17 protein-coding genes are annotated in these 23841 nt (G+C 64.4%); 12 read left to right on the top strand and 5 right to left on the bottom strand.

The genetic code is table 11. From position 1 onward, the window contains the following. The 5 genes from D618_RS19960 to D618_RS0101665 all read left to right on the top strand — a co-directional run. Positions 1–198: hypothetical protein (locus tag D618_RS19960; protein ID WP_026091172.1), on the top strand; the 198-nt coding region annotated here is incomplete at its 5' end. Positions 199–688: 490 nt separating this feature from the next. After that, complete coding sequence (locus D618_RS0101680; protein WP_026091171.1) at positions 689–1819, top strand: fumarylacetoacetate hydrolase family protein; 1131 nt, start codon at positions 689–691, stop codon at positions 1817–1819. Further along, positions 1819–2595, top strand: a complete 777-nt coding sequence (locus D618_RS0101675) for an SDR family oxidoreductase (RefSeq protein WP_040370062.1) — start codon at positions 1819–1821, stop codon at positions 2593–2595. Before D618_RS0101680 ends, D618_RS0101675 begins: the two co-directional genes overlap by 1 nt. A gap of 1 nt (position 2596) precedes the next feature. Then, the gene (locus tag D618_RS0101670) at positions 2597–3457 is read left to right on the top strand and encodes an SMP-30/gluconolactonase/LRE family protein (RefSeq protein WP_040370060.1); all 861 of its coding nucleotides are present in this window, start codon (positions 2597–2599) and stop codon (positions 3455–3457) included. A gap of 16 nt (positions 3458–3473) precedes the next feature. After that, positions 3474–4895, top strand: a complete 1422-nt coding sequence (locus tag D618_RS0101665) for a sugar porter family MFS transporter (protein WP_081590379.1) — start codon at positions 3474–3476, stop codon at positions 4893–4895. Positions 4896–4906: 11 nt separating this feature from the next. Here the strand turns inward: D618_RS0101665 and D618_RS0101660 are convergent, their stop codons facing one another. After that, positions 4907–5980 (bottom strand): LacI family DNA-binding transcriptional regulator, encoded by a 1074-nt coding sequence (locus D618_RS0101660; RefSeq protein ID WP_026091169.1) that lies wholly within the window; start codon positions 5978–5980, stop codon positions 4907–4909. Between the two features lie 83 nt (positions 5981–6063). Between D618_RS0101660 and D618_RS17385 the strand changes: the two genes are divergently transcribed. Beyond that, on the top strand, positions 6064–6870 hold the full coding sequence (locus D618_RS17385; protein WP_017669744.1) for a ThuA domain-containing protein: 807 nt from the start codon (positions 6064–6066) through the stop codon (positions 6868–6870). Between the two features lie 4 nt (positions 6871–6874). Here the strand turns inward: D618_RS17385 and D618_RS0101650 are convergent, their stop codons facing one another. Continuing rightward, a complete protein-coding gene (locus D618_RS0101650) occupies positions 6875–8968 on the bottom strand; it encodes an alpha-glucuronidase family glycosyl hydrolase (protein WP_017669743.1) in 2094 nt (697 codons plus the stop codon). Positions 8969–9109: 141 nt separating this feature from the next. On the opposite strand from D618_RS0101650, the gene D618_RS0101645 reads away from it, so the two are divergent. From D618_RS0101645 to D618_RS0101630, 4 genes are read left to right on the top strand one after another with little or no spacing between them, the layout of a single operon-like run. Continuing rightward, the gene (locus D618_RS0101645; RefSeq protein ID WP_017669742.1) at positions 9110–11503 is read left to right on the top strand and encodes a glycoside hydrolase family 3 N-terminal domain-containing protein; all 2394 of its coding nucleotides are present in this window, start codon (positions 9110–9112) and stop codon (positions 11501–11503) included. A gap of 8 nt (positions 11504–11511) precedes the next feature. Beyond that, positions 11512–12723: a D-mannonate dehydratase ManD gene (manD, locus tag D618_RS0101640; RefSeq protein WP_017669741.1), complete on the top strand. Its 1212-nt coding sequence runs from the start codon at positions 11512–11514 to the stop codon at positions 12721–12723. Between the two features lie 5 nt (positions 12724–12728). Further along, positions 12729–14021 carry an MFS transporter gene (locus tag D618_RS0101635; RefSeq protein ID WP_026091167.1) on the top strand — a complete coding sequence of 431 codons (1293 nt, stop codon included), beginning with the start codon at positions 12729–12731 and terminating at the stop codon, positions 14019–14021. Further along, complete coding sequence (locus tag D618_RS0101630) at positions 14018–15298, top strand: SGNH/GDSL hydrolase family protein (RefSeq protein ID WP_238550561.1); 1281 nt, start codon at positions 14018–14020, stop codon at positions 15296–15298. Before D618_RS0101635 ends, D618_RS0101630 begins: the two co-directional genes overlap by 4 nt. A 174-nt stretch (positions 15299–15472) precedes the next feature. Here the strand turns inward: D618_RS0101630 and D618_RS0101625 are convergent, their stop codons facing one another. Next, entirely contained in the window at positions 15473–18535 is a 3063-nt protein-coding gene (locus tag D618_RS0101625; RefSeq protein ID WP_017669738.1) for a TonB-dependent receptor, read from the bottom strand. Between the two features lie 176 nt (positions 18536–18711). Then, a complete protein-coding gene (locus D618_RS0101620; protein WP_026091164.1) occupies positions 18712–20013 on the bottom strand; it encodes a sugar MFS transporter in 1302 nt (433 codons plus the stop codon). Between the two features lie 109 nt (positions 20014–20122). Here D618_RS0101620 and D618_RS0101615 point away from each other — a divergent pair, with 109 nt between their 5' ends. After that, on the top strand, positions 20123–21259 hold the full coding sequence (locus D618_RS0101615; protein WP_152414476.1) for an aldose epimerase family protein: 1137 nt from the start codon (positions 20123–20125) through the stop codon (positions 21257–21259). A gap of 42 nt (positions 21260–21301) precedes the next feature. Continuing rightward, a complete protein-coding gene (locus D618_RS0101610; RefSeq protein WP_017669735.1) occupies positions 21302–23098 on the top strand; it encodes an IlvD/Edd family dehydratase in 1797 nt (598 codons plus the stop codon). A gap of 21 nt (positions 23099–23119) precedes the next feature. On the opposite strand, the gene D618_RS0101605 is transcribed toward D618_RS0101610, so the two are convergent. Further along, positions 23120–23830: an FCD domain-containing protein gene (locus D618_RS0101605; RefSeq protein ID WP_017669734.1), complete on the bottom strand. Its 711-nt coding sequence runs from the start codon at positions 23828–23830 to the stop codon at positions 23120–23122. Positions 23831–23841: the final 11 nt, after the last annotated feature.

The raw sequence follows: 23841 nt of genomic DNA, 5'->3' as shown, positions 1-23841 counted from the left end.
TCTATGTTGGCGACCGGCGAAAGTGCGATGCGTTGGCGCCGCGTCCCGTCCGGTGAAAGGGCGTATATGGAGCACTTCGATTCGGGTCAAACGCTTTTTGCAGTTTTTTTCGCCGACGTCGCAAACCTGGCCAAAACGCCCTGCTTGCCTGTGCATTCCCTCTATCAGCGCACCATGACGATATTGGTTCCCCTATAGGCGTCGTACGGCTGGTCCCCTCGCATGCCCACACTTCCTTATGGGAGCCATCGATACGTCTGGCGGAGCCTGTCTCCATATACCGCGTCTCTATATAGCTCCGCACGGCTCTATATGTACGAGCTGGATATACGAGCAGGCAGACCGGCAGAATGCGGCGGGCGCCCCAGGCATCATGGCGCGCCTCCGCCACAGAACGGGGTCGATCCCTTTATATAGAGTACACCGTTATATAGCCCCCACACGCCTGTAGGTTCATGGCACCCCATAGCCCGAACAGTCCTGCATAGGCCTGGCGAGTGCGCACCCTCCCTTTCGCGAGCAAACATATGCCCTCGGATCGCATGATGCACCGCGCAAGGTCGGCTGTCGGCCCCGGACGCAGAACCGGACGCACCACGCAAAAGCCTGCACCGCCCACTGGAGGGCGCTTGACAAGTCGCGCAAAACCATGATGGTAGCGCTATCAGAAAGCAAGAAGGCTAATCACATGGAGGGGGTTCCCCAAGATATCCGGTCGGCATTGCCCGACGACTGGGAGGCCGGCGTCTTTGTCGGACGCATGCTTACCCAAGCAGGGCCCAGCCCTTTGCTCGTCATCCGCGGCGAGGCCTATGACATGGCACAGGTCGCCCCCACCGTCGCTGCGCTGGTCGAGCGTAGGGATTTCACCGGCACGGGCGGTGTCCATCTGGGTCGCTTTTCATTGACCGACACCGCCTTGCTCGCACCGATCGATCTGCAGTGCATCAAGGCCTGCGGTGTCACCTTCGCCGTTTCTGCCATCGAGCGCGTCATCGAAGAACGCGCCCGGGGCGACTGGACCGCCGCCTCTGCGATTCGCGAGAGGCTCGAAGACCGAATCGGCGGCTCCATCCGGTCGGTCGTGCCGGGTTCCCCGGAAGCCGCTGCCCTCAAGACCGCGTTGATCGAAGACGGGCTGTGGTCGCAATATCTGGAAGTGGCGATCGGCCCCGATGCCGAGGTCTTTACCAAGGCCCCCGTGCTGGCATCGATCGGTGCCGACGCGGATATCGGCGTGCGCTCCGATTCGCACTGGAACAACCCCGAACCCGAGGTCGCGCTGCTGGTCAGCAGCACCGGTGATGCGGTCGGTGCCATGCTCGGCAACGACGTGAACCTGCGCGATTTTGAAGGCCGGTCGGCGCTGCTGCTGGGCAAGGCCAAGGACAACAACGCCTCGTGCGCGCTCGGCCCGCTGGTTCGCCTGTTCGACGACACCTTCACCATCGACGATGTGCGGCAGGCCGAAGTCCGGCTTACCATCCGCGGCGAGGACGGATTTGTCCTGCGCGGCGAAAGCAACATGCGCGAAATCAGCCGCGATCCGCTGGACCTCGTCCGCCAGACGCTGAGCGAACACCAATATCCCGACGGCTTCGTGCTGTTCATGGGAACGCTGTTTGCACCGGTCGAAGATCGCGACGAACCCGGGCGCGGCTTCACGCACAAGGTTGGTGACATCGTCGCCATCGAAAACGGCAAGCTCGGGCGGCTGGTGAACCGCGTAATCACTTCACAAGACGCGGCCCCCTGGCAGATGGGGATAAGCGCGCTGATGACCAATCTGGCCGCACGCGGCCTGCTTCAGGGGGCATGATGACACAGATAAAGGCTGCCGAGGCGGGGACGGATCGCGCGATCTACCCCAGCCTGGCGAACAAACGCGTGCTGATAACCGGCGGAGCCAGCGGCATCGGTGCGGCTCTGGTGGAACAGTTCGCGCAGCAGGGCGCTGCCATTGCGTTTCTGGATGTCGATGATGCTGCAGGAGAAGCGCTCGCACTCACCATAGCCGGGGCCCATTACCATCATTGCGACCTGCGCGATCTGGACGCGCTGAACGCGTGCATGACCACCGTCATCGGTCAGCTTGGCGGAATCGACGTGCTGGTCAACAATGCCGCCAATGACGATCGCCACGACGTGATGGATGTGACCGCCGCCTATTGGGACGAGCGCATGGCCACCAACCTGCGCCACCTGTTCTTCACCGCGCAGGCGGTCGTTCCCGCGATGCGTGCGGCAGGCGGCGGTGCGATCATCAATTTCGGTTCGATCAGCTGGCATCTGGGCCTGCCCGATCTGGTGCTCTACCAGACTGCAAAGGCGGCCATCGAAGGCATGACCCGCGGGCTGGCGCGCGATCTGGGCCGCGACAACATCCGCGTCACCACGATTGTCCCCGGCAATGTCCAGACCCCGCGCCAGGAGCGCTGGTACACGCCCGAGGGCGAGGCCGAGATCGTGGCAGCGCAATGCCTGAGCGAACGGATCCAGCCAGCCGACGTCGCTGCAATGGCGCTGTTCCTCGCGTCGGACGATTCGCGGATGTGCACCGGGCACGAGTATTTCGTCGATGCCGGGTGGCGCTGAGATGACCGTCACTTCGGTCCTGGCCGTCGCAGCCATGCTGGGCGAAGGACCGGTCTGGCACGGCGATGGCCTGTGGTTCGTCGATATCAAGGGCAGGCGCATCCATCGCTTCACCCCGCACGACGGAGCCAGCCGCCAATGGCAGGCCCCCGATCAGGTCGGCTGGGTTCTGCCTTCGGTCCGGGGTGACATGATCGCCGGCGTCAAGACCGGGCTGCACCGGTTTGATCCGGCCAGCGGGCAGTTTGCCCTGCTGCACGATCCCGAGCCAGGCCAGCCTGGCAACCGACTCAACGATGCCGCGACCGATCCGGCAGGACGCCTGTGGTTCGGCAGCATGGACGATGGCGAGACGCTCGCGTCCGGACGGCTTTATAGCTGCGATGCAGGCACTTGCCGCGATTCGGGACTGCCGCCCGTCGTCATCACCAACGGCCCTGCCATCCAGCGCGATGGACCAACGCTGTATCACACGGACACCCTGGGCAAGACGATCTGGCAGGCGGCGATCAATAACGACGGCAGCCTTGGGCCTGCCCGCCGCCATGTCGTGATCGAGGATGGTGCCGGCTATCCCGATGGTTCGGTGATCGATGCCGAAGGCTGCCTGTGGGTGGCGCTTTATGGCGGTTGGGGCGTGCGGCGATACGATCCTGCAGGAACGCTGATGCAGACGATCCGCTTTCCGGTGGCCAATGTCACCAAGATCGCGTTTGGCGGCGAGAATCTGGCTACCGCCTTTGCGACGACAGCGCGCAAGGGGCTGAACGCCGCTGAGCTGGCGGATCAGCCGCTGGCAGGCAATGTGTTTTCGTTCGATCCCGGCGTTGCCGGCCTGCCGGTGGTACCGGCCAATATATAAAGAGGAGCAGGGAAAAATGGCATCTGTGGCGCAGCCGGCCGAAGGGCAGGTCAACATAGGCTTCATCATTGCGATCGTTGCGGTCGCGACGATCGGCGGGTTCATGTTCGGATATGATTCGGGCGTGATCAACGGCACGCAAAAAGGGCTGGAGAGCGCGTTCGACCTCGGCAAGCTGGGAATCGGCGTCAACGTTGGCGCCATTCTGGTCGGCTCTGCGATCGGCGCCTTCGGGGCTGGCCGCATGGCAGACCGCATCGGCCGTCGCGGCGTGATGCTGCTGTCGGCGATCCTGTTCCTGGTCAGCGCGCTGATGGCCGGGGCCGCTTCGTCCTCGCTCATCTTCATCATCGCGCGGATCATCGGCGGACTGGGCGTCGGCGCGGCGAGCGTCATCTCGCCGGTCTATATCTCCGAAGTGACCCCCGCCAACATTCGCGGCCGGCTTTCCAGCGTGCAGCAGGTGATGATCATCACCGGCCTGACCGGCGCGTTCGTCGCCAACTTTGCGCTGGCGCGCTATGCGGGCGGATCGACGGCGGAGTTCTGGATGGGCTATCCCGCCTGGCGCTGGATGTTCTGGCTGCAGGCGATCCCCGCTGCGGTCTATGGCCTGGCGCTGCTGGCGATCCCCGAAAGCCCCCGCTATCTGGTGGCGCGCGGTCGCGAGGCCGATGCCCATGTCGTGCTGTCCCGGCTGTTCGGTCTGGCAGAGGCCGACCGCAAGGTCGTGGAAATCCGCAACAGCCTGGCCACCGACCATCACCGCGCCAAGCTGTCCGACCTGATCGATGCGACCTCGGGCAAGATTCGTCCGATCGTGTGGACCGGCATCGGGCTGGCCGTGTTCCAGCAGGCGGTCGGCATCAATGTCGTCTTCTATTATGGCGCGGCCCTGTGGGAAGCGGTTGGCTTTTCGGAAGATTATGCGTTGCAGACCAACATCCTCTCGGGCGTGCTCTCGATCGGTGCCTGCCTTGCGACGATCCTGCTGGTCGATCGCATCGGTCGCAAGCCGCTGCTGCTGTTCGGGTCAGCAGGCATGGCCGTGACGCTCGGCGTCGTCGCCTATGCCTTCTCGACCGCCATCACCGGTGCGGATGGGGCGGTATCGTTGCCGGGGTATAATGGCGTGATCGCGCTGATCGCGGCCAATCTCTACGTGATCTTCTTCAACCTCAGCTGGGGTCCGATCATGTGGGTGATGCTGGGCGAGATGTTCCCGAACCAGATCCGGGGATCGGGGCTGGCAGTGGCCGGGTTTGCGCAGTGGATCGCCAATGCCGCGATCTCGGTCAGCTTTCCTGCCCTGGCGGTCTCACCAGGCCTTGCCTTCACCTATATGGGCTACGCGTTCTTCGCGGCGGTCTCGTACTTCTTCGTGCGCAAGATGGTCGTGGAAACCCGCGGCGTCGAACTGGAGGACATGGAGGGCTGATGCCCTTGCAGTCAGCGCGGCTTGCGCGTCGTCGGGCGACGGCGCGGGGCCGCGTCGGACTGTCTGCGGATCAGTTCATAATCTGCAATCACGCTCTGCGGCTCGCCTTCCTGCAGCTTGCCGCCGCGAATGGTGCGGACCAGCAACTCGACCGCCCTGCGCGACATTTCGATTACCGGCTGGCGGATCGTGGTCAGCTCGGGCCAGATCGTGGTGGCAAGGGCGGTGTCATCGAACCCGCACACCGTCAGGTCGCCCGGCACATCGAGCCCCTTGCGGTGGGCGATGGCGACCGTTGCCGCGGCCATGTCGTCATTGGCCGCAAAAATCGCCGTCGGCGGATCGGATCGATCGAGCAGCTGCTCGGCGGCATCCAGGCCCGAGCGGTAGGTGAACAGGCCCTCGGCAATCAGATCCGCGCCAGCATTCAGACCGGCCTCCTTGAGCGCAGTCCGATAGCCTTCCAGCCGTTCTGCGCTGGCCGTCTGGTTGGGGTTTCCGGTGATGAACCCGATGCGCATATGGCCCAGCTGCATCAGGTGGCGGGTCATGTCATAGGCCGCCTGCCGGTCATCGATGCTCACCGACAGCGCCCATTCGGGCGCGCGGCCTGTCGCCACCGCCACGACAGGGATGCCGCGTTCCTTGAGCGCGGTCAGGATGGGCAGAGAATCGCTGAGCGGTGGCGGCAACACCACGCCATCGATCCGGCCGCGCAGCAGGTGATCGATCGCCGCCGCCCCGCCGCCGTCCTCATCGCACTTTTCGACCACCAGATGGACATTGCTGCGACTGGCCTGATCGAGACTGCCCACCAGAAACTCGCTCAGATAGGCAAACGACGGGTTCGAATGGAGCAGCCCGATGCGGATGTCGTCCCCACCGGCGAGCGTCCGCGCTGCGGCATTTGGCGCGTAATTCAGCGCAGCAATCGCCTCTTCCACCTTTTGCCGTGTCTCATCGCGAACGTTGGTTTCACCGTTGATCACCCGGCTGACCGTCATGGGAGAGACACCGGCATGCGCCGCCACGTCGCTGATCGTCGGAACATTGCGCTGACGCCGGGGGCCGCGAGGTTCTTTCATGCGCATTCTTTCGCAAACGAGGTGGCTTTCGGGCCTGGGTCCAAGGTGCGCCCAATAAACGCACCGTCCAAGAAAGGCGAGATATGATCGAAATCCTGCTGGCGATGGCGCTGCAACAGGTGGCTTATGTCAAGAACCCCAAATACTGGCCGACGCCGGTGATGGACGAGGTCGCGCCGCAGGTGCCGTCCCTGAAGCGCGGGGCGGTGCTGGTGCTGTCGAAAACCAATGGCTTTCGCGATGACGAACAGATCGTCGCGGCCACTGCGGCCGTCGAGCAGATCGTCCGCGAGGGAGGACGCGATGTGTTCGCGACCGAAAACGCGGCGATCATGAACCCGCAGGATCTGGCGAAATTCCGGGTCGTCGTTCTCAATTCGAACAGCGGCAACATCTTCACAGACGCGCAGCGCGCGGCCTTCAGGGGCTGGATCGAAAAGGGCGGCGGAGTGGTGCTGCTGCACGGCGCGGGCGGTGACCACACGTACGATTGGGCCTGGTATCGCGACGCGCTGCTGGGTGTGCATTTTACCGGCCACACCTCCAGGCCCGATCAGTTTCAGCAGGGCGATATCCATGTTGCCGAGCCCAGGCACCGGGTGATGCGCGGCATTCCGGTCAAATGGACCCGCACCGAGGAGTGGTACGCATTTGATCGCGTCCCCACCGGACAAGGCACGCGCATCCTCGCGACGCTCGACGAGGCGAGCTATCGCCCTGCCCCCGAGCAGAAGATGGGCAAGGTCCACCCGATCATCTGGACACGCTGCATCGCCAAGGGTCGCTCGGTATTTTCCGCGCTGGGACACCAGGCGCAAAGCTATTCGGAGCCCCTGCACCGCAAGCTGATCGGCAACGCGGTCGACTGGGCGGCCGGCACACGCTGCTGACCGCCTATTTCGGGTTGCCGGGAGCGAACGGGAAGCTCTGCTTCTTGTAAAACTCGAGGGTCTGCTGCGGCGCTGCCGATCCTGCCGGCAGCGGCAGGCCATTGAGCGACATCCAGTATGCGAGGCTCGCATCGCGCCACCATTGCGCCTCGCGCTGCTGCACGCCCAGAAACGCGTCGGTCTTGGTCCAGCGCTCGGCATCGATTCGGGGCTTGAGCGTCGCCCATTGCTGGCGCATCGCTGTGACTTCGGCCACGCCGCGATCATAGCGGCGGACCAGCTCTTCCCACAAAGTATTGCCGCCGGGCATTGTGTAGTCCCAGGGCAGATGGTGGAACCACAGCAGCTCTTCGACCGGTGTGGTCTTCGGGTCAGCGTAGCGTTTGGCGAGCGATGGCGCATATTGCGCGACCGCATTGCTGCCGGTGCGGGTGCGGTCGAAACCGATGCCCTGGCTGTCGGCGCGGTGGTAATAGACCGGGTTCCATTCGGGCCGCGCCAGATCCGACACCCAAGGGCCGGGACCATAATGATGGCCGGTGGCAAACAGGTGCGCCAGCCCCAGCGGACCGGTATAATCGACCACAGCCTCGCGCGAGCGCATCATCATCGCAACGACGGTGTCGATCACGACAGGGTCGGTCCCATAGGTCTGCGCCGCCCATTCGCGTGCGATCGCCTCCGACGACAGTGTCGGGTCCCACGCCAGCCGTCCGAACACATACCAGTTGGCCTGATTGAACGTGCCACCCGACCAGTCACGATCGCGCCCGATATTGGCGACGCCCGCCATACCGCTGAGCGCATGGCCGTCGGCCTTGCCGGTCACCACCGACGCCACCGTCTCGCCCCGACGAACGCCGGTCGGCGCATCGAGCACCTCCTCAAACATCGGGCCGAGATACGCCAGATGCGTCGCGAACCCGAGATATTCCTTGGTGATCTGAAACTCTGCAACCAACGGTGTTTTGGGCATTGCGCCGAACAGCGGATGGAAGGGTTCGCGCGGCTGGAAATCGATCGCGCCGTTCTTCACCTGCACCAGCACATTGTCCGCGAATGTGCCGTCGAGCGGCTTGAACTCGGTATAGGCCTGTTTGGCGCGGTCTTCGGGGTCGGTATCGGCATAGACGAACGCCCGCCACATCACGATGCCGCCGTGCGGCTTGACCGCGGCTGCCAGCATGTTGGCACCATCGCCATGGCTTGCGCCATAGTCGCGCGGGCCGGGCTGGCCCTCGCTGTTGGCCTTGACCAGGAACCCGCCGAAATCGGGAATGGCGCGGTAGATCTCATCGGCCTTGGCCTTCCACCAGGCCGCCACTGCGGGGTCGCGCGGATCGGCGGTTTTCAGGCCGCCGATCTCGATCGGGGCCGAAAAGCGCGCCGACAGATAGACCTTGATGCCATAGGGCCGGAAGACGTCCGCCAGCGCCGCCGCCTTGGCGATATAGGGTGCGGTCAGGCTCTCGGCCTTGGCGTTGACATTGTTGAGCACGGTGCCGTTGATGCCGATCGAGGCATTGGCGCGCGCATAATCGGCGTAACGCGGATCCTTGAAATCGGGCAGCACCCACCAATCCCACAGCGACTGGCCCGAATAGCCACGCTCCACCACTCCATCCAGATTGTCCCAATGGTTGAGCATGCGCAGCTTGGTCTGGGGGTTCGACGTCAGATCGACCCTGGCCGCGTCCCCACCCTGGCGCAAATGGCGCACGAGCGCGAAACTGCCGTAGAGGATGCCGAGGTCGGAGGCTCCGGTTACCAATGTGACATTGCGTCCGCCCAGGCTGGCATGCTGGACGCGATAGCCCTCCGTACCCAGCGCCGCTGCATCGAGCTTCAGCCCGGCCAGCGCGGGATCATCCAACCGGGCCAGCAGCACTGGCCCCGCTGACGCCGGAAGGCTGCGACGCAATTCGTCGGCAGCGATCCGCAGCGTCGGCGAATCGGCGGTCATCTCCACCAGAACGGATGCTGCCTGCTGCTGCGGCTCACCGAGCCACAAGTTGTAGCCATCGTTCGCGAAAGCCGGGGTCGCAAGGGCAAGCGCTGCGCAGGCCCACAGCGGGGTCTTGGCGGTAAACAGCTTCATTATTCCTCTCCCTGGTCGCCGCACATCTTGCGCCGGCATTGCCCAACGGCATTGACAAGCCATTGTGGTGCCGTGCATGTTAGCGGTATCACAGCGACAACATCAATATAAATGTTGCGCCCTTTGGGACGGGAGAGACGGATGACACGGGCAACGGCAAACGGGGGCAAGGTCAGCCGCCGCGATGTTTTTTTCTGGAGCGCGTCGGTTTCCCTGCTGGCCATGATGCCCGCCGCAGCGCGTGCTGCCACCCCGATCTATCGCGATCCTGCCGCCCCCATCGACCTGCGCGTCGATGACCTGCTCTCGCGCATGACGCTGGACGAAAAGGTCGCGCAGCTGATCACCCTGTCACGCACCAAGCGCGACGTAATGAATGACTCGCTGGCCTTCGATCCTGCCAAGGCGTCCGCCGCCTATCCGCACGGATTCGGCCAGGTTGCCCGGCCATCGGACCGGGGCGGCGCTGCCACAGCCAACAACAACCCTGCCGAGGGCACGGGCCGCTGGCGTGCGCCTGCCGACACCATCGCCTTCGTCAACGCGACTCAGGCCTGGGCGAAATCGACCCGGCTGGGCATCCCGGTGCTGTTCCACGAGGAATGCCTGCACGGCTATATGGCGCCCACCGCGACCAGCTTTCCCCAGGCGATTGCCCTGGCGGGCACCTTCGACCGCGGTCTGATGGAAAAGGTCAGCGCGGTCATCGGCCGCGAGGTCCGTGCGCACGGCACCGTGCTGGCGCTGTCTCCGGTCGTCGATATCGCCCGCGATCCGCGCTGGGGCCGGATCGAGGAAACCTTTGGCGAGGATCCGTACCTGTGCGGCGAAATGGGCATCGCTGCGGTGCTGGGGCTGCAGGGACGTAGCAAGGTCCTGGGCCCCGGCAAGGTGTTCGCCACGCTCAAGCACATGACCGGCCATGGCCAGCCGGAAAGCGGCGAGAATGTCGCCCCTGCCCCGCTCGCCGAACGCGAGCTGCGCGAACGCTTCTTCCCGCCGTTTCGCAAGATCGTCCAGAAGACCGGCATCGGCGCGGTCATGCCCTCGTATAACGAGATCGATGGCGTCCCCAGCCACGCCAACCGCTGGCTGCTGGGCGACATCCTGCGCGGCGAATGGGGTTTCGATGGCGCGATCGTCAGCGATTATGCCGCGATCGGCGAACTCGCCTCCTTGCACCATGTCGCCCCCGACATGGCAGCGGCGGCACGGCTGGCGCTCATCGCGGGCGTCGATAGCGACCTGCCCGATGGCGAAGCATTCCGGACTCTGGGCGATCAGGTCCGCGCCGGCAAGGTGCCGCAGGCTCTGGTCGATCTGGCGTGCCGGCGGATGCTGACGCTCAAGTTCCGCGCCGGATTGTTCGAGGCGGCCGCTGCAGATGCGCGCGCCGCCGCAAAGCTCACCGCCAATGCCGAGGCGATCGCGCTGGCCCGGCAATCGGCCGAAAAGGCAATCACGCTGCTCACCAACGACGGCACGCTCCCCTTGAAGCCCGGCGCGCACAAGCGCGTCGCAGTCATCGGCCCCAACGCGGCTATCGCTCGGCTGGGCGGCTATTCCTCGCTGCCAACCAATCCTGTCTCGCTGCTCGAAGGGGTCAAGGCGCGGCTGAAGGACCAGGCCGAAGTCGTCTTCGCGCAGGGCGTGTTCATCACCCAGAGCGAGGACCGCTCGGCCAACGAGATCCTGCTCGCCGACCCGGCCAGGAATCGCCAGCTGATCGCCGAAGCCGCCGAGATCGCGAAGTCTTGCGACGTGATTCTGCTGGCGATCGGCGATACCGAACAGACCAGCCGCGAGGGCTTTGCCAAGAACCATCTGGGCGACCGTACCAGCCTGGACCTCGTGGGCGAACAGAACGACCTGTTCCAGGCGATGAAGGCAACCGGCAAGCCCGTCGTCGTCGTCGCCATCAACGGTCGTCCGCCCTCGTGGCCCACCGTGGCGGAACAGGCCAATGCCATGCTCGAATGCTGGTACATGGGCCAGCAGGGCGGCCATGCGATGGCAGCGGCGCTGTTCGGTGACGTGAACCCGGGCGGCAAGCTGCCGGTGACAGTGGCACGGCATGTCGGCCAGCTGCCGGTGTTCTACGATGCCAAGCCCTCGGCGCGGCGCGGCTATCTGTTCGACACCACCGACCCGCTGTTCCCGTTCGGCCATGGCCTGAGCTACACCCGGTTCGAACTGAGCCCCCCTCGCCTGTCCGCGCCCAGCATCGGCATCGGCGGCAGCGTGACGGTCGCGGTGGATGTCACCAATATCGGCGACCGGCCCGGAGACGAGGTCGTGCAGCTCTACATCCGTGACCAGGTGGCCTCGGTCACCCAGCCGATCAAGGTGCTCAAGGGCTTCGAGCGTGTGTCGTTGAAGCCCGGCGAGCGCAAGACGGTCAGCATTTTGCTGGAACCTGACACCTTCGCCATCTGGAACGAGCAGATGCACGAGGTCGTCGAGCCCGGCCTGTTCGACATCATGACCGGCCCCGACAGCCGCAACCTTCAAACCGTTACCCTCGAAATCGCCTAAGGATCATCATGCCCAAGATCGTCGATGCCCGCGTCATCATCACCTGCCCGGGACGCAATTTCGTCACCCTCAAGATAATCTGCGACGACGGCACAACCGGCGTCGGCGATGCGACGCTGAACGGCCGCGAACTGTCGGTCGCCAGCTATTTGACCGACCATGTCATCCCCTGCCTGATCGGCCGCGATGCGCACCGGATCGAGGACATCTGGCAGTATCTGTACAAGGGTGCCTATTGGCGGCGCGGGCCTGTGACGATGAGCGCGATTGCCGCCGTCGATACCGCCTTGTGGGACATCAAGGGCAAGATCGCGGGCCTGCCGGTCTATCAGCTTCTCGGTGGTGCGAGCCGTGAGAACGTGATGGTCTATGGCCATGCCAATGGCACGACGATCGAAGACACCATCGCGGTCGCGCTCGATTATCAGGCCCAGGGTTACAAGGCGATCCGCCTGCAATGCGGCGTTCCCGGAATGGCATCGACCTATGGCGTCAGCAAGGACCGCTATTTCTACGAACCCGCCGACGCCGATCTGCCCACCGAAAATGTCTGGAACACCAGCAAGTACCTTCGCGTCGTGCCCGAGCTGTTCAAGGCGGCGCGCGAGGCCCTGGGCTGGGACGTGCACCTGCTGCACGACATCCATCACCGGTTGACCCCGATCGAGGCAGGACGGCTGGGCAAGGACCTGGAGCCCTATCGCCCGTTCTGGCTGGAGGACGCGACGCCCGCCGAAAACCAGGAGGCGTTCAAGCTGATCCGCCAACACACCACCGCCCCGCTCGCGGTGGGCGAGATCTTCAACTCGATTCACGATTGCCGCGAGCTGATCCAGAACCAGCTGATCGACTATATCCGCGCCACCGTGGTGCACGCCGGCGGCATTACCCACCTGCGCCGCATTGCCTCGCTCGCCGATCTCTATCAGGTGCGCACCGGCTGCCACGGCGCGACCGACCTGTCACCGGTGTGCATGGCCGCCGCGCTGCACTTCGACCTGTCGGTGCCCAATTTCGGCGTGCAGGAATACATGCGCCACACGCCCGAGACCGATGCGGTCTTCCCGCATGCCTATACCTTTGCCGATGGCGCGATGCACCCGGGTGACGAGCCAGGTCTTGGCGTCGATATCGATGAGGAACTCGCCGCCGGCTATGAATACAGCCGCGCCTTCCTGCCGGTGAACCGGCTGGAAGATGGCACGATGTACAACTGGTGACGCCCGTGCGCGACACCGCCGAAGCCGTGGTTGCCAAGCCGCGCGGTCGCATCCGCTGGGTCATCTGCGCGCTGCTGTTCGCAGCCGTGGTGCTCTCCTATGTCGACCGGCTGGTGCTGGGCGTGCTCAAGCCCCAGCTGGAGACGCTCTATGGCTGGACCAACTCGGGCTATGGCGACATCTCGGGCTATTTCCAGGTCTGCTACGGCATCGGCTTCCTGGCGTTCGGCTGGCTGATCGACCGCATCGGCCCGCGCGCGGGCTATCTGCTGGCAATGGGGATGTGGACGCTGGGTCATTTCGCGCAGGTGCTGGTGACCACGACCACCGGGTTCGTGATCGCCCGCATCCCGCTGGCGCTGGGCGAGGCGGGCACCTTTCCCTCGGCCCTCGCCGCCGCATCACAATGGTTCCCCAAGAAGGAACGCGCGCTCGCCATCGGCATCTTCAATGCCGGGGCCAATGTCGGCGCGATCATCACGCCGCTGCTGGTGTCGTTCATCGTCGTCGGGCTGGCGTTCGACTGGCGCTGGGCGTTCATCGTCACCGGCCTGTTCAACCTGGTCTGGCTGTTCGTCTGGTGGCGCTTCTATCGCAACCCCGCGCAGCACCCCAAGGTGACACCCGAAGAACGCGCCTGGATCGAGGCCGAACCTTCGGAAGACGCTGGACGCACCGGCTTTTTCAATGTCATGCGCCACCGCGAAACCTGGGCCTATATGGCCGGGCGCTTCCTGATCGATCCGGTGTGGTGGACCTTCCTGTTCTGGTTGCCGGACTTCTTCAACAAGCAATATGGCTATGACCTCAAGAACTTCGGCCCGCCGCTGGTCGCAATCTATATCCTCGCTGATGTCGGGGCGATCGCGGGCGGCTGGTACAGTTCGCACCTGCTCAAGAAGGGCATGGCGACAGGACGCGCGCGCAAGCAGGCGATGTTCGTCTGCGCACTGTTCGCGCTGCCGGTGATGTTCGCGATCGAGGCGGACAATATCTGGATCGCGGTGTTCTGCATTGGCCTTGCCTGCGCGGCGCATCAGGGCTTTTCGACCAACCTGTTCGCACTTCCCGGCGACCAGTTCCCGCGGTTTGCGCAAGGTACCTTGATCGGCCTGGGCGGATTTGCCGGGGCCTGTGGCGGCTTCATTGCTTCCAAGTCGCTCGGTGTCCTGCTGGACCGCGTGGGCAGCTACGAACCCTTCTTCATCGCCTGCGGGATGGCGTATCTGGTCGCGCTGGGTGTATTCCACCTTCTCAACCCAAAGTATAAAACCGTAGCAGTAGCCACCAGCCGATGATCGATCCCCGCCGACGCACAGCCCTGACCAGCCCTGCTGCATGGCGCAGGCTGATGCTCGGCGGATCCACGCTGGCGCTGGGCCTTCTGGCCACGCCGGTGCTGGCGAATGCCCCGGTGGCAGCGTCACCGGCCTGCCCCTGGAAGGCGGCCTGGGCATCATCGCAGATGCTGCCAGACGCGGCCAACGCGCTGCCCGGCGGCGCGCTGGACGATGCGACGCTGCGCCAGATCGTGCGCCCGTCGATCACGGGCGCGCAGCTGCGCATCCGGCTGTCCAACGTCTTCGGCACGACACCGCTGCGCATCGGCCGGGTTTCGATCGCCCGGTCTGCCGACAATGCGAGCGCGAATATCGTGCCCGCCACCCTGAAGGCGCTGACCTTTGCCGGGCAGCCCGGCGCGGTCATCCCTCCAGGCGGCGAATGGCTGAGCGATCCTATCGCGTGGCCGGGCGGGGCCTTTGACGACCTCGCGGTGAGCATCCACGTGCTGGCGGAACCCGAAGGTCAAACCTCGCACCCCGGATCGCGCGCCACTTCGTATCTGACATCCGGCGACGCGACAGCCGCAGCCACGCTCACCGCTGCAACCCGGACCGACCACTGGTTCCTGCTGTCGGGCATCGAGGTGACAAGCTGCGCAGCTCGCGACGGCATCGTCGTACTGGGGGATTCGATCACCGACGGACGCGGATCGACCACCAACGGCAATGACCGCTGGACCGATTTCCTGGCGCGGCGTCTGGCGGGCCGGGCGGCGGTCATCAACCAGGGTATCGGCGGCAACCGCGTCCTGCTCGACGGGCTCGGCCCGAGTGCGATGGCACGGCTCGACCGCGATGTGCTGGCCCAACCGGGAATCCGCCACCTGATCGTGCTCGAAGGGATCAACGACATCGGCAATCTGGCGCGCCGCCCCGATGCGAGCGCAGCCGACCATGCCGCGCTGGTGGCGCAGCTGACCGGTGCCTATGCGCAGATCATCGCGCGTGCGCATGCCAAGGGCATCAAGGTCCACGGCGCGACGATCCTGCCGTTCATGAGCAACGAATATTACAGCCCGGATGCTGCCAGCGAGGCCGGCCGTCAGGCGGTCAATGCCTGGATCCGGACCTCTGGCGTGTTCGACAGCGTGATCGATCTCGACGCGGCGATGCGCGATCCTGCGCGCCCCGCCTATCTCAACCCGGCTTTCGATACGGGCGACGGGCTGCACCCCAACCCTGCCGGGTTCCGCGCGATGGCCGATGCCGTCGAGCTTTCGCTCTTCGACTGAGCAACCCCCACCGTTCTGAATCACCGCGACGCAGCCGCATCGGGCCTGCCGCGCCGTACCCGCAGGCGCGTGCAATGCCTGGGCAAGGCATGTCACGCGCTGTGCCCAAAAAAATGGACCGGTCGATTGCTCGACCGGTCCGATGAGGCAGGGAGACCCTTGCGGGGATGGCGATCAGAATACGCCGCGGAGGCCCACAAGGATGGTGCGACCCGGATTGTATTCGTTGAAGGTTGCGTTGGGGAACTGGAAGTACGTGCTCTGCGCTTCCTTGGTGATGTTGATCGCGTTGATCACCAGGGTCGGCAGGTAGTCGTTGCCGAACACCTCGGACAGATCGACATTGCCCGAGAAGTCGAGCTGGCCGTAGCTGCGCCCGAAGATCGCCGCCTGGGGGATGCCGTTCTGGTTGTTTCCAGATCCCTGCGACCCTTCGTTGAACGTGTAGGTCAGGCGCGCCGAGATGCCGTCCTTGTCGTAATATCCGGTTGCGGTGTAGGTCGTCGGTGCAACGCCGATGGCCACGGCCGGGGCACCCGTGCCCTCGCCCTTCTGGTCGATGAGCGTCAGGTTGCCCTGGAAGCCAAAGCCGGTGACGCCGATATACTGGGTGATGAAGTCCAGCGGCTGGGTGATCTGGAATTCCAGACCGTTGACCTTCAGCTTGCCGTCAGCGTTCACCTGCTGCTGCACCACCACGCTCACGTCGCGCAGTGCCTGGCCCGGCTGGGCACGGGCCGCGAGAGCCTCACGCTGTGCCTGGGTCAGCGAGTCGACGTTGATGCCGAACTGCTCGAAGAACGAGAACGGCACGTTGTTGAGACCGTTGACGGTAAAGCCGGTGATCGACTTGCGGAACGCCGCAAAGGCGATCACGCCTTCCCCGCCGGTGTACAGTTCAAAGCCCAGATCGATATTGTCCGAGATGAACGGATCGAGCGCGTTGTTGCCGACGGTGCCGATATCGGCCGACGGCTGAACGAAGCTGGCACCCGGCAGCAGCGAGTTGGGATCGGGCCGCGTCATCGTGCGCGAAATCGAGGCACGGGCCACGGCCCTGCCGCCGAAATCGAAGGCTGCGCTCAGCGATGGCAGGAAGTTCGAATAGCGGGTGTTCGTCGTCGGGAAGACAATGGTGTTGGGATAACGACCACCATCCGCGATCGCAGGCGCCCCGGCGGGCGTGTTGCGCGGATCGGGAATGGAAACGCGGCCACCGACAATCTGCTCTGTCCGAACATAGCGCACGCCGCCGTTCAGCCGGAGAGTGTTGTCGCCAACATCGAAGATGCCGTTGCCCTCGATGAACGTGCCGGTCACCTTCTCGCGGATCAGGCCGCCATTGGCGCCGCTGCTGCCCGAACCGATTTCGGTCGCACCGGCCAGCAGGCCGTCATAGTTGGTGTCGCGCCGAACCTTGTCCCAGTCGACCGTGATATAGCCGTTGTCGCCGGGCCGCAGATAGCTGGGCACGGCTGCGGTCGGGATCAGCGATCCGGCATAGGTGATCGGCGCTGCGCCTGCGGTGAAGTTGGTGCCATAGCCAGGGAAGGTCGGGAAGCCTGCCGGTGTTGCCGTGCCTGGCTGATCGAGGCCCGAGCACGGGGTCGTCGAGCTGTTCGGCGCGAGCAGGGTGACGCTGGGGCCGTTGCCGCAGATGGCGTTCTGCCACAATGCGGTGTTGTCGAACGGCGTGATGCGACGCTGCGTGTCGTCAAAGGCCGCGCCGACGCGCACGCTGAAGCGGGTTTCATCGCCAAACAACAGGCTGCCGCGGATGCCCTTGGTTTCCGTCGCGCGCTCTTCGCCGTTCAGGTTGACACGGCCGCCGCCATCCCAGCCGAAGTTGGCGGGGTTGTTGAGGTCCACGTTCGAGATGATTTCGGGGATGCCGCCATCGTTCTTGTACGTGACGGTCAGGCCGCTGTTGGGCGGGGTAATCACCAGGAAGGTCGGGCTTTCGCGGCGGAAGTTGCTCTTGGTGTAGTTCGCCTGCAGGTCGCCCTTGATCCAGTCGTTCAGCTTGAATTCGATGCCGGGGTTGATGCCGTAATAGTCCTGCGTGTCCTTGTAGGGACGATATTCGAGGAAGAACTGCGAGTTGGCATAGGTGCCGCCGGTGACGGTGCAGCCAGCAGAGCAATCGGCCTTGTCATAAGTGGTGTTGATCGGGATGACGGCGCCATTGCGGCCCACCCAGTTCATCGCGGTGCGGGTGAACTCGGTATCGCGTTGCGCATACATGCCATCGACATAGAAGTTGAAGTTGTCGCTGGGACGCCATTCAAGCGACACCAGGCCGTTGTAACGCTGGCGGAAGCCGGTTTCGCTGCGGGGACGGCCCAGGCGCGGGATGAGGCCGTTGTCGATCTGGTCGATCGTTGCGCCGGGGTTGTTGCGCAGCAGGAACGCCTCGTCGATCACCGCGCCGGGCGTCAGGCCGTTGCCAGCCCGCGAGGGAACCGTGGCGGGAATGGTGAAGTTGCCGCCGCCGGTTGCATTGCGCGTGCCCGAGACGCGCTGCGCCGCCGTCAAATTGGGGTTGGTGAAGCCGATGGTTTCATAGCCGTCGACGTTGAATTCATTGCGGACGGCCGCACCGCCGACGAGGATACCGAAATCGCCGAAGGTCGCGCTGGCCACCAGATGGCCGCGATAGCCCCATTTGTCAGCGCCGCTGACCTTGGAGCCCTGCAGGCCATAGCTGATGTAGGGCTTGGGGTTGTCGAACGGGCGAGCGGCGCGCAGGTTGACGGTACCCGCCGCACCACCTTCGAGCAGGCTGGCGGTCGGCGACTTGCTGACGGTGAGCTGGGTGAACAGTTCGGTCGGAATCAGGTCGAGATCGACTTCGCGGTTGGTGCTCTGCGCATCGAAGCGCACCGAGGCGATGGCAACCGGCGCCCCGTTCAGCAGGACACGGGTGAAGTTGGTGCCAAGGCCGCGAATGGCGACCGACGAACCTTCGCCGGTGACTTCACGACCAATGGTGATGCCCGGAATGCGGTTCAGCGATTCTGCGATGTTGGTATCGGGAAACTTGCCGATGTCTTCTGCGAAGATCGTGTCGGTAAAGCCGATCGAGTTGCGCTTTGCCAGCGTCTGGCTTTCCAGCGAGGCACGAAAACCGGTGACGACGATCTCGTCGGCGGTTTCGCTGCTGACATCGTCTGCCGATTCGGGGTCGGCAGTCTCCTGCGCGGCCGGGGCAGCGGGACCACCCGTGGTCTGAGCCATTGCAAAGCTCGGCAGCATCAAGCCGGAAGCGGCAACTGCCCCCAGAAGCCCGCGACGCACAACATCAATACGAGAAACCATATCAATCCTCCCCTTATTCGGCCTTGGCTTGGTGCCAACGGTCCACGCTATGGTAGCGCTATCAGTTCAATGGGTAATACTCTGAGTTATTCATGTCAAGGGCGTGTCGCACCATCATCGCAACGACAGCCCCACAGGGCATAAAAAAGAATGTAGAGTTCGCACGCCGCAGTCAGCAGGAACGACGCCTGCAACCCGTAGATGTCGGCGATCCAGCCCTGTACAACCACCAGTGCCCCGCCTGCAATCGCCATGATCAGCAGGCCTGAGCCCTCCTCTGTCAACGGGCCCAGTCCGCGTATGCCGAGCGTGAAAATGGTGGGGAACATGATTGAGTGGAACAGGCCGACCAGGATCAGCGCCCACATCGCTGCAGGTCCGGTTGTGAATACCGTTACCAGCATCACCGCAAATGCGCCGACACTGAAAACCGCCAGGACCGATTCGGCGGCGAATCGCTGCATCAGCCCAGAGCCGGCAAATCGCCCCACCATCATTCCCGCCCACAGCAAGGTCAGGTACCGGCCCGCCTGCTCCTGCGTCAGGTTGGCAATATCGGGCTGGCTCACGAAATTGACGAAGAGATTGGCGACGCCGATTTCGGCGATCAGGTAGATGAAGATCGCAGGCACCCCCCAGACCAGATTGCGGTGCTTCCACAGCGAAAGCGCCTTGCGCTCGTCCAGCGAGGCACGTGCAACAGAGGCCCCCATCGCCGGCAGCGGAAAGCGGGCGATGATGACGGCGAGCGCGAACAGCGCCAGCGCCACAAGACCGTAGGGCAGGATCACGGACTGGGCATCGGCGAGGCGCTCTGCCTGGCTCAGCACGGTCCCGGCCTGCGACGTCCCCCCCTTGGTTCGACCCAGGATGAGATAGGCGCCGAACAGCGGCGCAAACATCGTCCCGGCCGAATTCATCGCCTGCACCAGATTGAGGCGCGAGGACGCCGAGCTAGCCGGACCTATCACCGCGACATAGGGGTTTGCCGCCACCTGCAGCAGCGTAATTCCGCTGGCGATGATGAACAGCATGATCAGCGTGACGCCGTAGGACGGAAGGCTGGCGGCCAGCATCATGCCCAGCGCGCCCACCGCCATCACCAGCAGGCCGATGACGAGGGACCGTTGATAGCCGATCCGCGCGATCAGCCGCGCCGAAGGAATGGAAGCGACGAAATAGGCGATGAACCAGACCGATTCGATCAGTGTCGTCTGGGTGTAGGTCAGGTCGAACACGCTGCGCAAATGCGGCAGCAGCGTGTTGTTGATGACGGTGATGAAGCCCCACATGAAGAACAGGGTGGCCAGCAGCAGCAACGCTGGCGTGTATCCTGATCCTGTCTCTTGCCCGGCCCCGCTGGGCGGCGCTCCGGCCGATCGATTGCCCGTATCCATCGTTTTTCCCTCCGTGATGACCTGGTCTTGTGCAGATTTAATTGTCTGAGTATATACCGGCCCCACAGGCGTCAATCCGAGGCGCGTCGAGAGGAATGGAAGAGTGGCGATGACAATGCTGGGGCGAATCGGCCTTCTGTCCGTGGCATTGCTGCCCTGCAGCCCGGCCATTGCCGCCACCGCCGAACGCGCCGCTGCCGGCACGCTGGCCGATGGCACGGTGATAGAGGCCATCACTTTGACGGGTGCGAATCGTGTCTCTGCCCGGATCATCAGCTTCGGGGCCACGCTGCAATCGCTGACCGCGCCCGACCGCAAGGGCGAGCTTGCCGACGTCCTGCTCGGTTTCGACGAGGCTGCGGATTACGAGGCGCTTCCCAGCTATTTCGGCGTGACGGTGGGGCGCTATGCCAACCGGATCGATGGCGGTCGCTTCATGCTCGACGGCAAGAGCTATCAGGTCTCGCAGAACGACAAGGGCAACTCGTTGCACGGTGGCGCTATGGGCTTTGACAAGCGGCAGTGGCGCATCACCAGCGTCACCCAGGGCCAGCAGGCCTCGGTCACGCTGGCGCTGACCAGCGCCGATGGCGACCAGGGCTACCCCGGCAAGGTCGAGGCGCAGGTCACCTATACGCTCGATGATTCGGGCACGCTGACGATCAGGTTCGATGCGACCACCGACAAGCCGACGGTGATCAACATGACCAACCATGCGATCTTCAACCTGGCGGGCGATGGCGCGCCGGTTGGCGCTCTCGGCCATCGACTGACGATCCCCGCTGCAGCCATCACCCCGGTCAGCGCCCAGCTGATCCCGACGGGCGACCTGCGCCCGGTCGCCGGAACCGCATTCGATTTCCGCACCCCCCGAACACTGGACGAAGGCATCCGCGACGGGCGCGATAATCAGATCGTTTACGCACGGGGCTATGATCACAATTTCGCGCTCGACAAGGGGCTGACCCGGTCGCCCGAGCTGGCCGCGCGGCTGGAGGACCCGGCATCGGGACGGGTGCTGGAGGTGCTGACCACGGAACCTGGCATCCAACTGTATACCGGCAACTTTCTGGACGGCACGGTGATCGGCAAGGGCGGGCACCTGTACCGCATGGGCGACGGCATTGCGCTGGAACCGCAGAAATTCCCCGATGCACCCAACCAGCCGCAATTCGAATCCGCGCGGGTCGACGCCGCCAAACCCTATTCGCACACCATGATCTACCGATTGTCGGTCGCGCCCTGACCGCGTTGGCCATCATCCCTTTCACCGGAGCTATCTGAACACATGTCCGACGCAAAACCTTCCAGACTGCGCAGCCGCGCCTGGTTCGACAATCCCGACAACATCGACATGACCGCGCTGTATCTGGAGCGTTATCTCAACTTCGGGCTCAGCCTGGAGGAGCTGCAGTCGGGCAAGCCGATCATTGGCATCGCGCAAACCGGCAGCGACCTGAGCCCCTGCAACCGGCACCATCTGGTGCTGGCCGAGCGGGTGCGCGAGGGCGTGCGAGAGGCAGGCGGAATCGTCATCGAATTTCCCGTCCACCCCATCCAGGAAACCGGCAAGCGGCCGACCGCGGGACTGGATCGCAACCTTGCGTATCTGGGGCTGGTCGAGGTGCTGTACGGCTATCCGCTCGACGGCGTGGTGCTGACCATCGGCTGCGACAAGACCACGCCGGCCGCGCTGATGGCCGCTGCCACGGTCAACATCCCCGCCATCGCGCTGTCGGTCGGACCGATGCTCAACGGCTGGCACAAGGGCGAACGCACCGGATCGGGCACCATCGTCTGGAAGGCTCGGCAGATGCTGGCAGCAGGCGAAATCGACGACGCGCAGTTCATCAAGCTCGTCGCCTCATCGGCGCCATCGACCGGATATTGCAACACCATGGGCACGGCGACCACGATGAACTCGCTGTGCGAGGCGCTGGGCATGTCGCTGCCGGGTTCGGCGGCCATCCCTGCCCCCTATCGCGACAGGCAGGAGGTCGCCTGGCGCACCGGCAAGCGGATCGTCGAGATGGTGGCCGAGGATATCAAGCCGTCCGACATCCTCACCAAGGCCTCGTTTCACAATGCCATCCGCGTCAACAGCGCGATTGGCGGATCGACCAACGCACCGATCCATCTGAGCGCGATTGCCCGCCATATCGGGGTCGATCTGCCGATCAAGGATTGGGAAACCGAGGGGCACAAGGTGCCGTTGCTGGTCAATCTGCAGCCGGCAGGCGAATATCTGGGCGAGGATTTCTACCGCGCGGGCGGTGTGCCTGCCGTGGTCGGCCAGCTGATCGAGCAGGGGCTGATCCACGAGGACGCAGCGACGGTCAACGGCCGGACCATCGGCGAGAACTGCCGGGGTGTCGTGATTGAGGACGAAAAGGTCATCCGCCCCTTCGGCCAGCCTTTGGTCCACGATGCCGGGTTCATCGTGCTGTCGGGCAACCTGTTCGATGCTGCGGTGATGAAGACCAGCGTGATCTCGCCCGAGTTCCGCGAGCGCTATCTGTCGAACCCTGACGATCCCGATGCTTTCGAAGGGCCTGCCGTGGTCTTCGACGGACCCGAGGATTACCACGCGCGGATCGACGACCCGGCGACCGGCATCACCCCGGAATCCCTGCTGTTCATGCGCGGCGCCGGGCCGATCGGCTATCCGGGGGCCGCCGAGGTGGTCAACATGCGGCCGCCTTCGTACCTGATTACCGAAGGGGTCCATGCGCTGCCGTGCATCGGCGATGGGCGGCAATCGGGCACATCGGGGTCGCCCTCGATCCTCAACGCCAGCCCCGAAGCTGCGGCGATGGGAGGCCTGGCGCTGATCAGAACGGGCGATCGGGTGCGGATCGATCTGCGCCATGCCACCGCCAATGTGCTGATCAGCGACAAGGACCTTGCCGCGCGCCGCGCCGAACTGGAGGCCGCAGGCGGCTTCAGCTACCCGGCATCGCAAACGCCGTGGCAGGAAATCCAGCGCTCGGTGGTGGGCCAGATGAGCACCGGCGCCATTCTGGAAGGGGCTGAGAAATATCAGCGGATTGCCCAGACGATGGGGCTGCCGCGCGACAATCACTGACCGGCAGCATTGCTGCAACCATCAGGCGCGGGGCGGCAGGTCCATGTCGGCCAGCGCCAGATGGAGCAATTGCACCATGGCATGGTGCGCCCCGTCGGCGTCGCTTGCCGCGATGGCATCGTACACCCGGATATGGTCGGGCAGCGGATCGCGTGGCAGCGCGCGCGTCCGCTGCTTGTATTTGGTGGTCCAGCTGACCGCCGCACCGACCGAGCTCGCCAGCGCGGCGAGCGCTTCGTTTCCGGCGGCCGCCAGGATCGCCCGGTGGAACCGCTGGTCGGCAGCGCGCCCCTCGCTCACCGCCAGCCCCAGACGGCCCATGTCGTCAAGCGCGCCCTTCATGTCATCGATATGGGTCTGCGTGCGACGGCGGGCGGCAAAGGCGGCGGCAGCGGGCTCGATCACGCTGCGTAGCTCGAACAGGTCTAGAATGAACTCGGGGTCAGGTTCGCCTTCGAAGGTCCAGGCGAGCACATCGGGGTCCAGCAGGTTCCAGCGATGGCGGGCGGTGACCCGCGTTCCGGCCTTCGGGCGGCTTTCGACCAGCCCCTTGGCGGAAAGAATACGGATCGCCTCGCGATAAGCGGTTCGCGAAATGCCCAGCGCCTCGCTGGCTTCGATCTCTCCGCCAAAGACGTCGCCAGGCTTGCGCAGGCCGCCAACGATCTCGACGCCGATGTCATGCGCAATTGCCCCATGGATGCGAGGCGAAGCACTGCGCGCGTCATCCATGATCCCCCCTT

It is taken from the genome of Blastomonas sp. AAP53, assembly GCF_000331245.1.
In the GTDB taxonomy this organism is placed as follows: Bacteria; Pseudomonadota; Alphaproteobacteria; order Sphingomonadales; family Sphingomonadaceae; genus Blastomonas.
The sequence above is the reverse complement of the archived record's forward strand: the minus strand, read 5'-3'. Positions and strand labels throughout refer to the sequence as shown.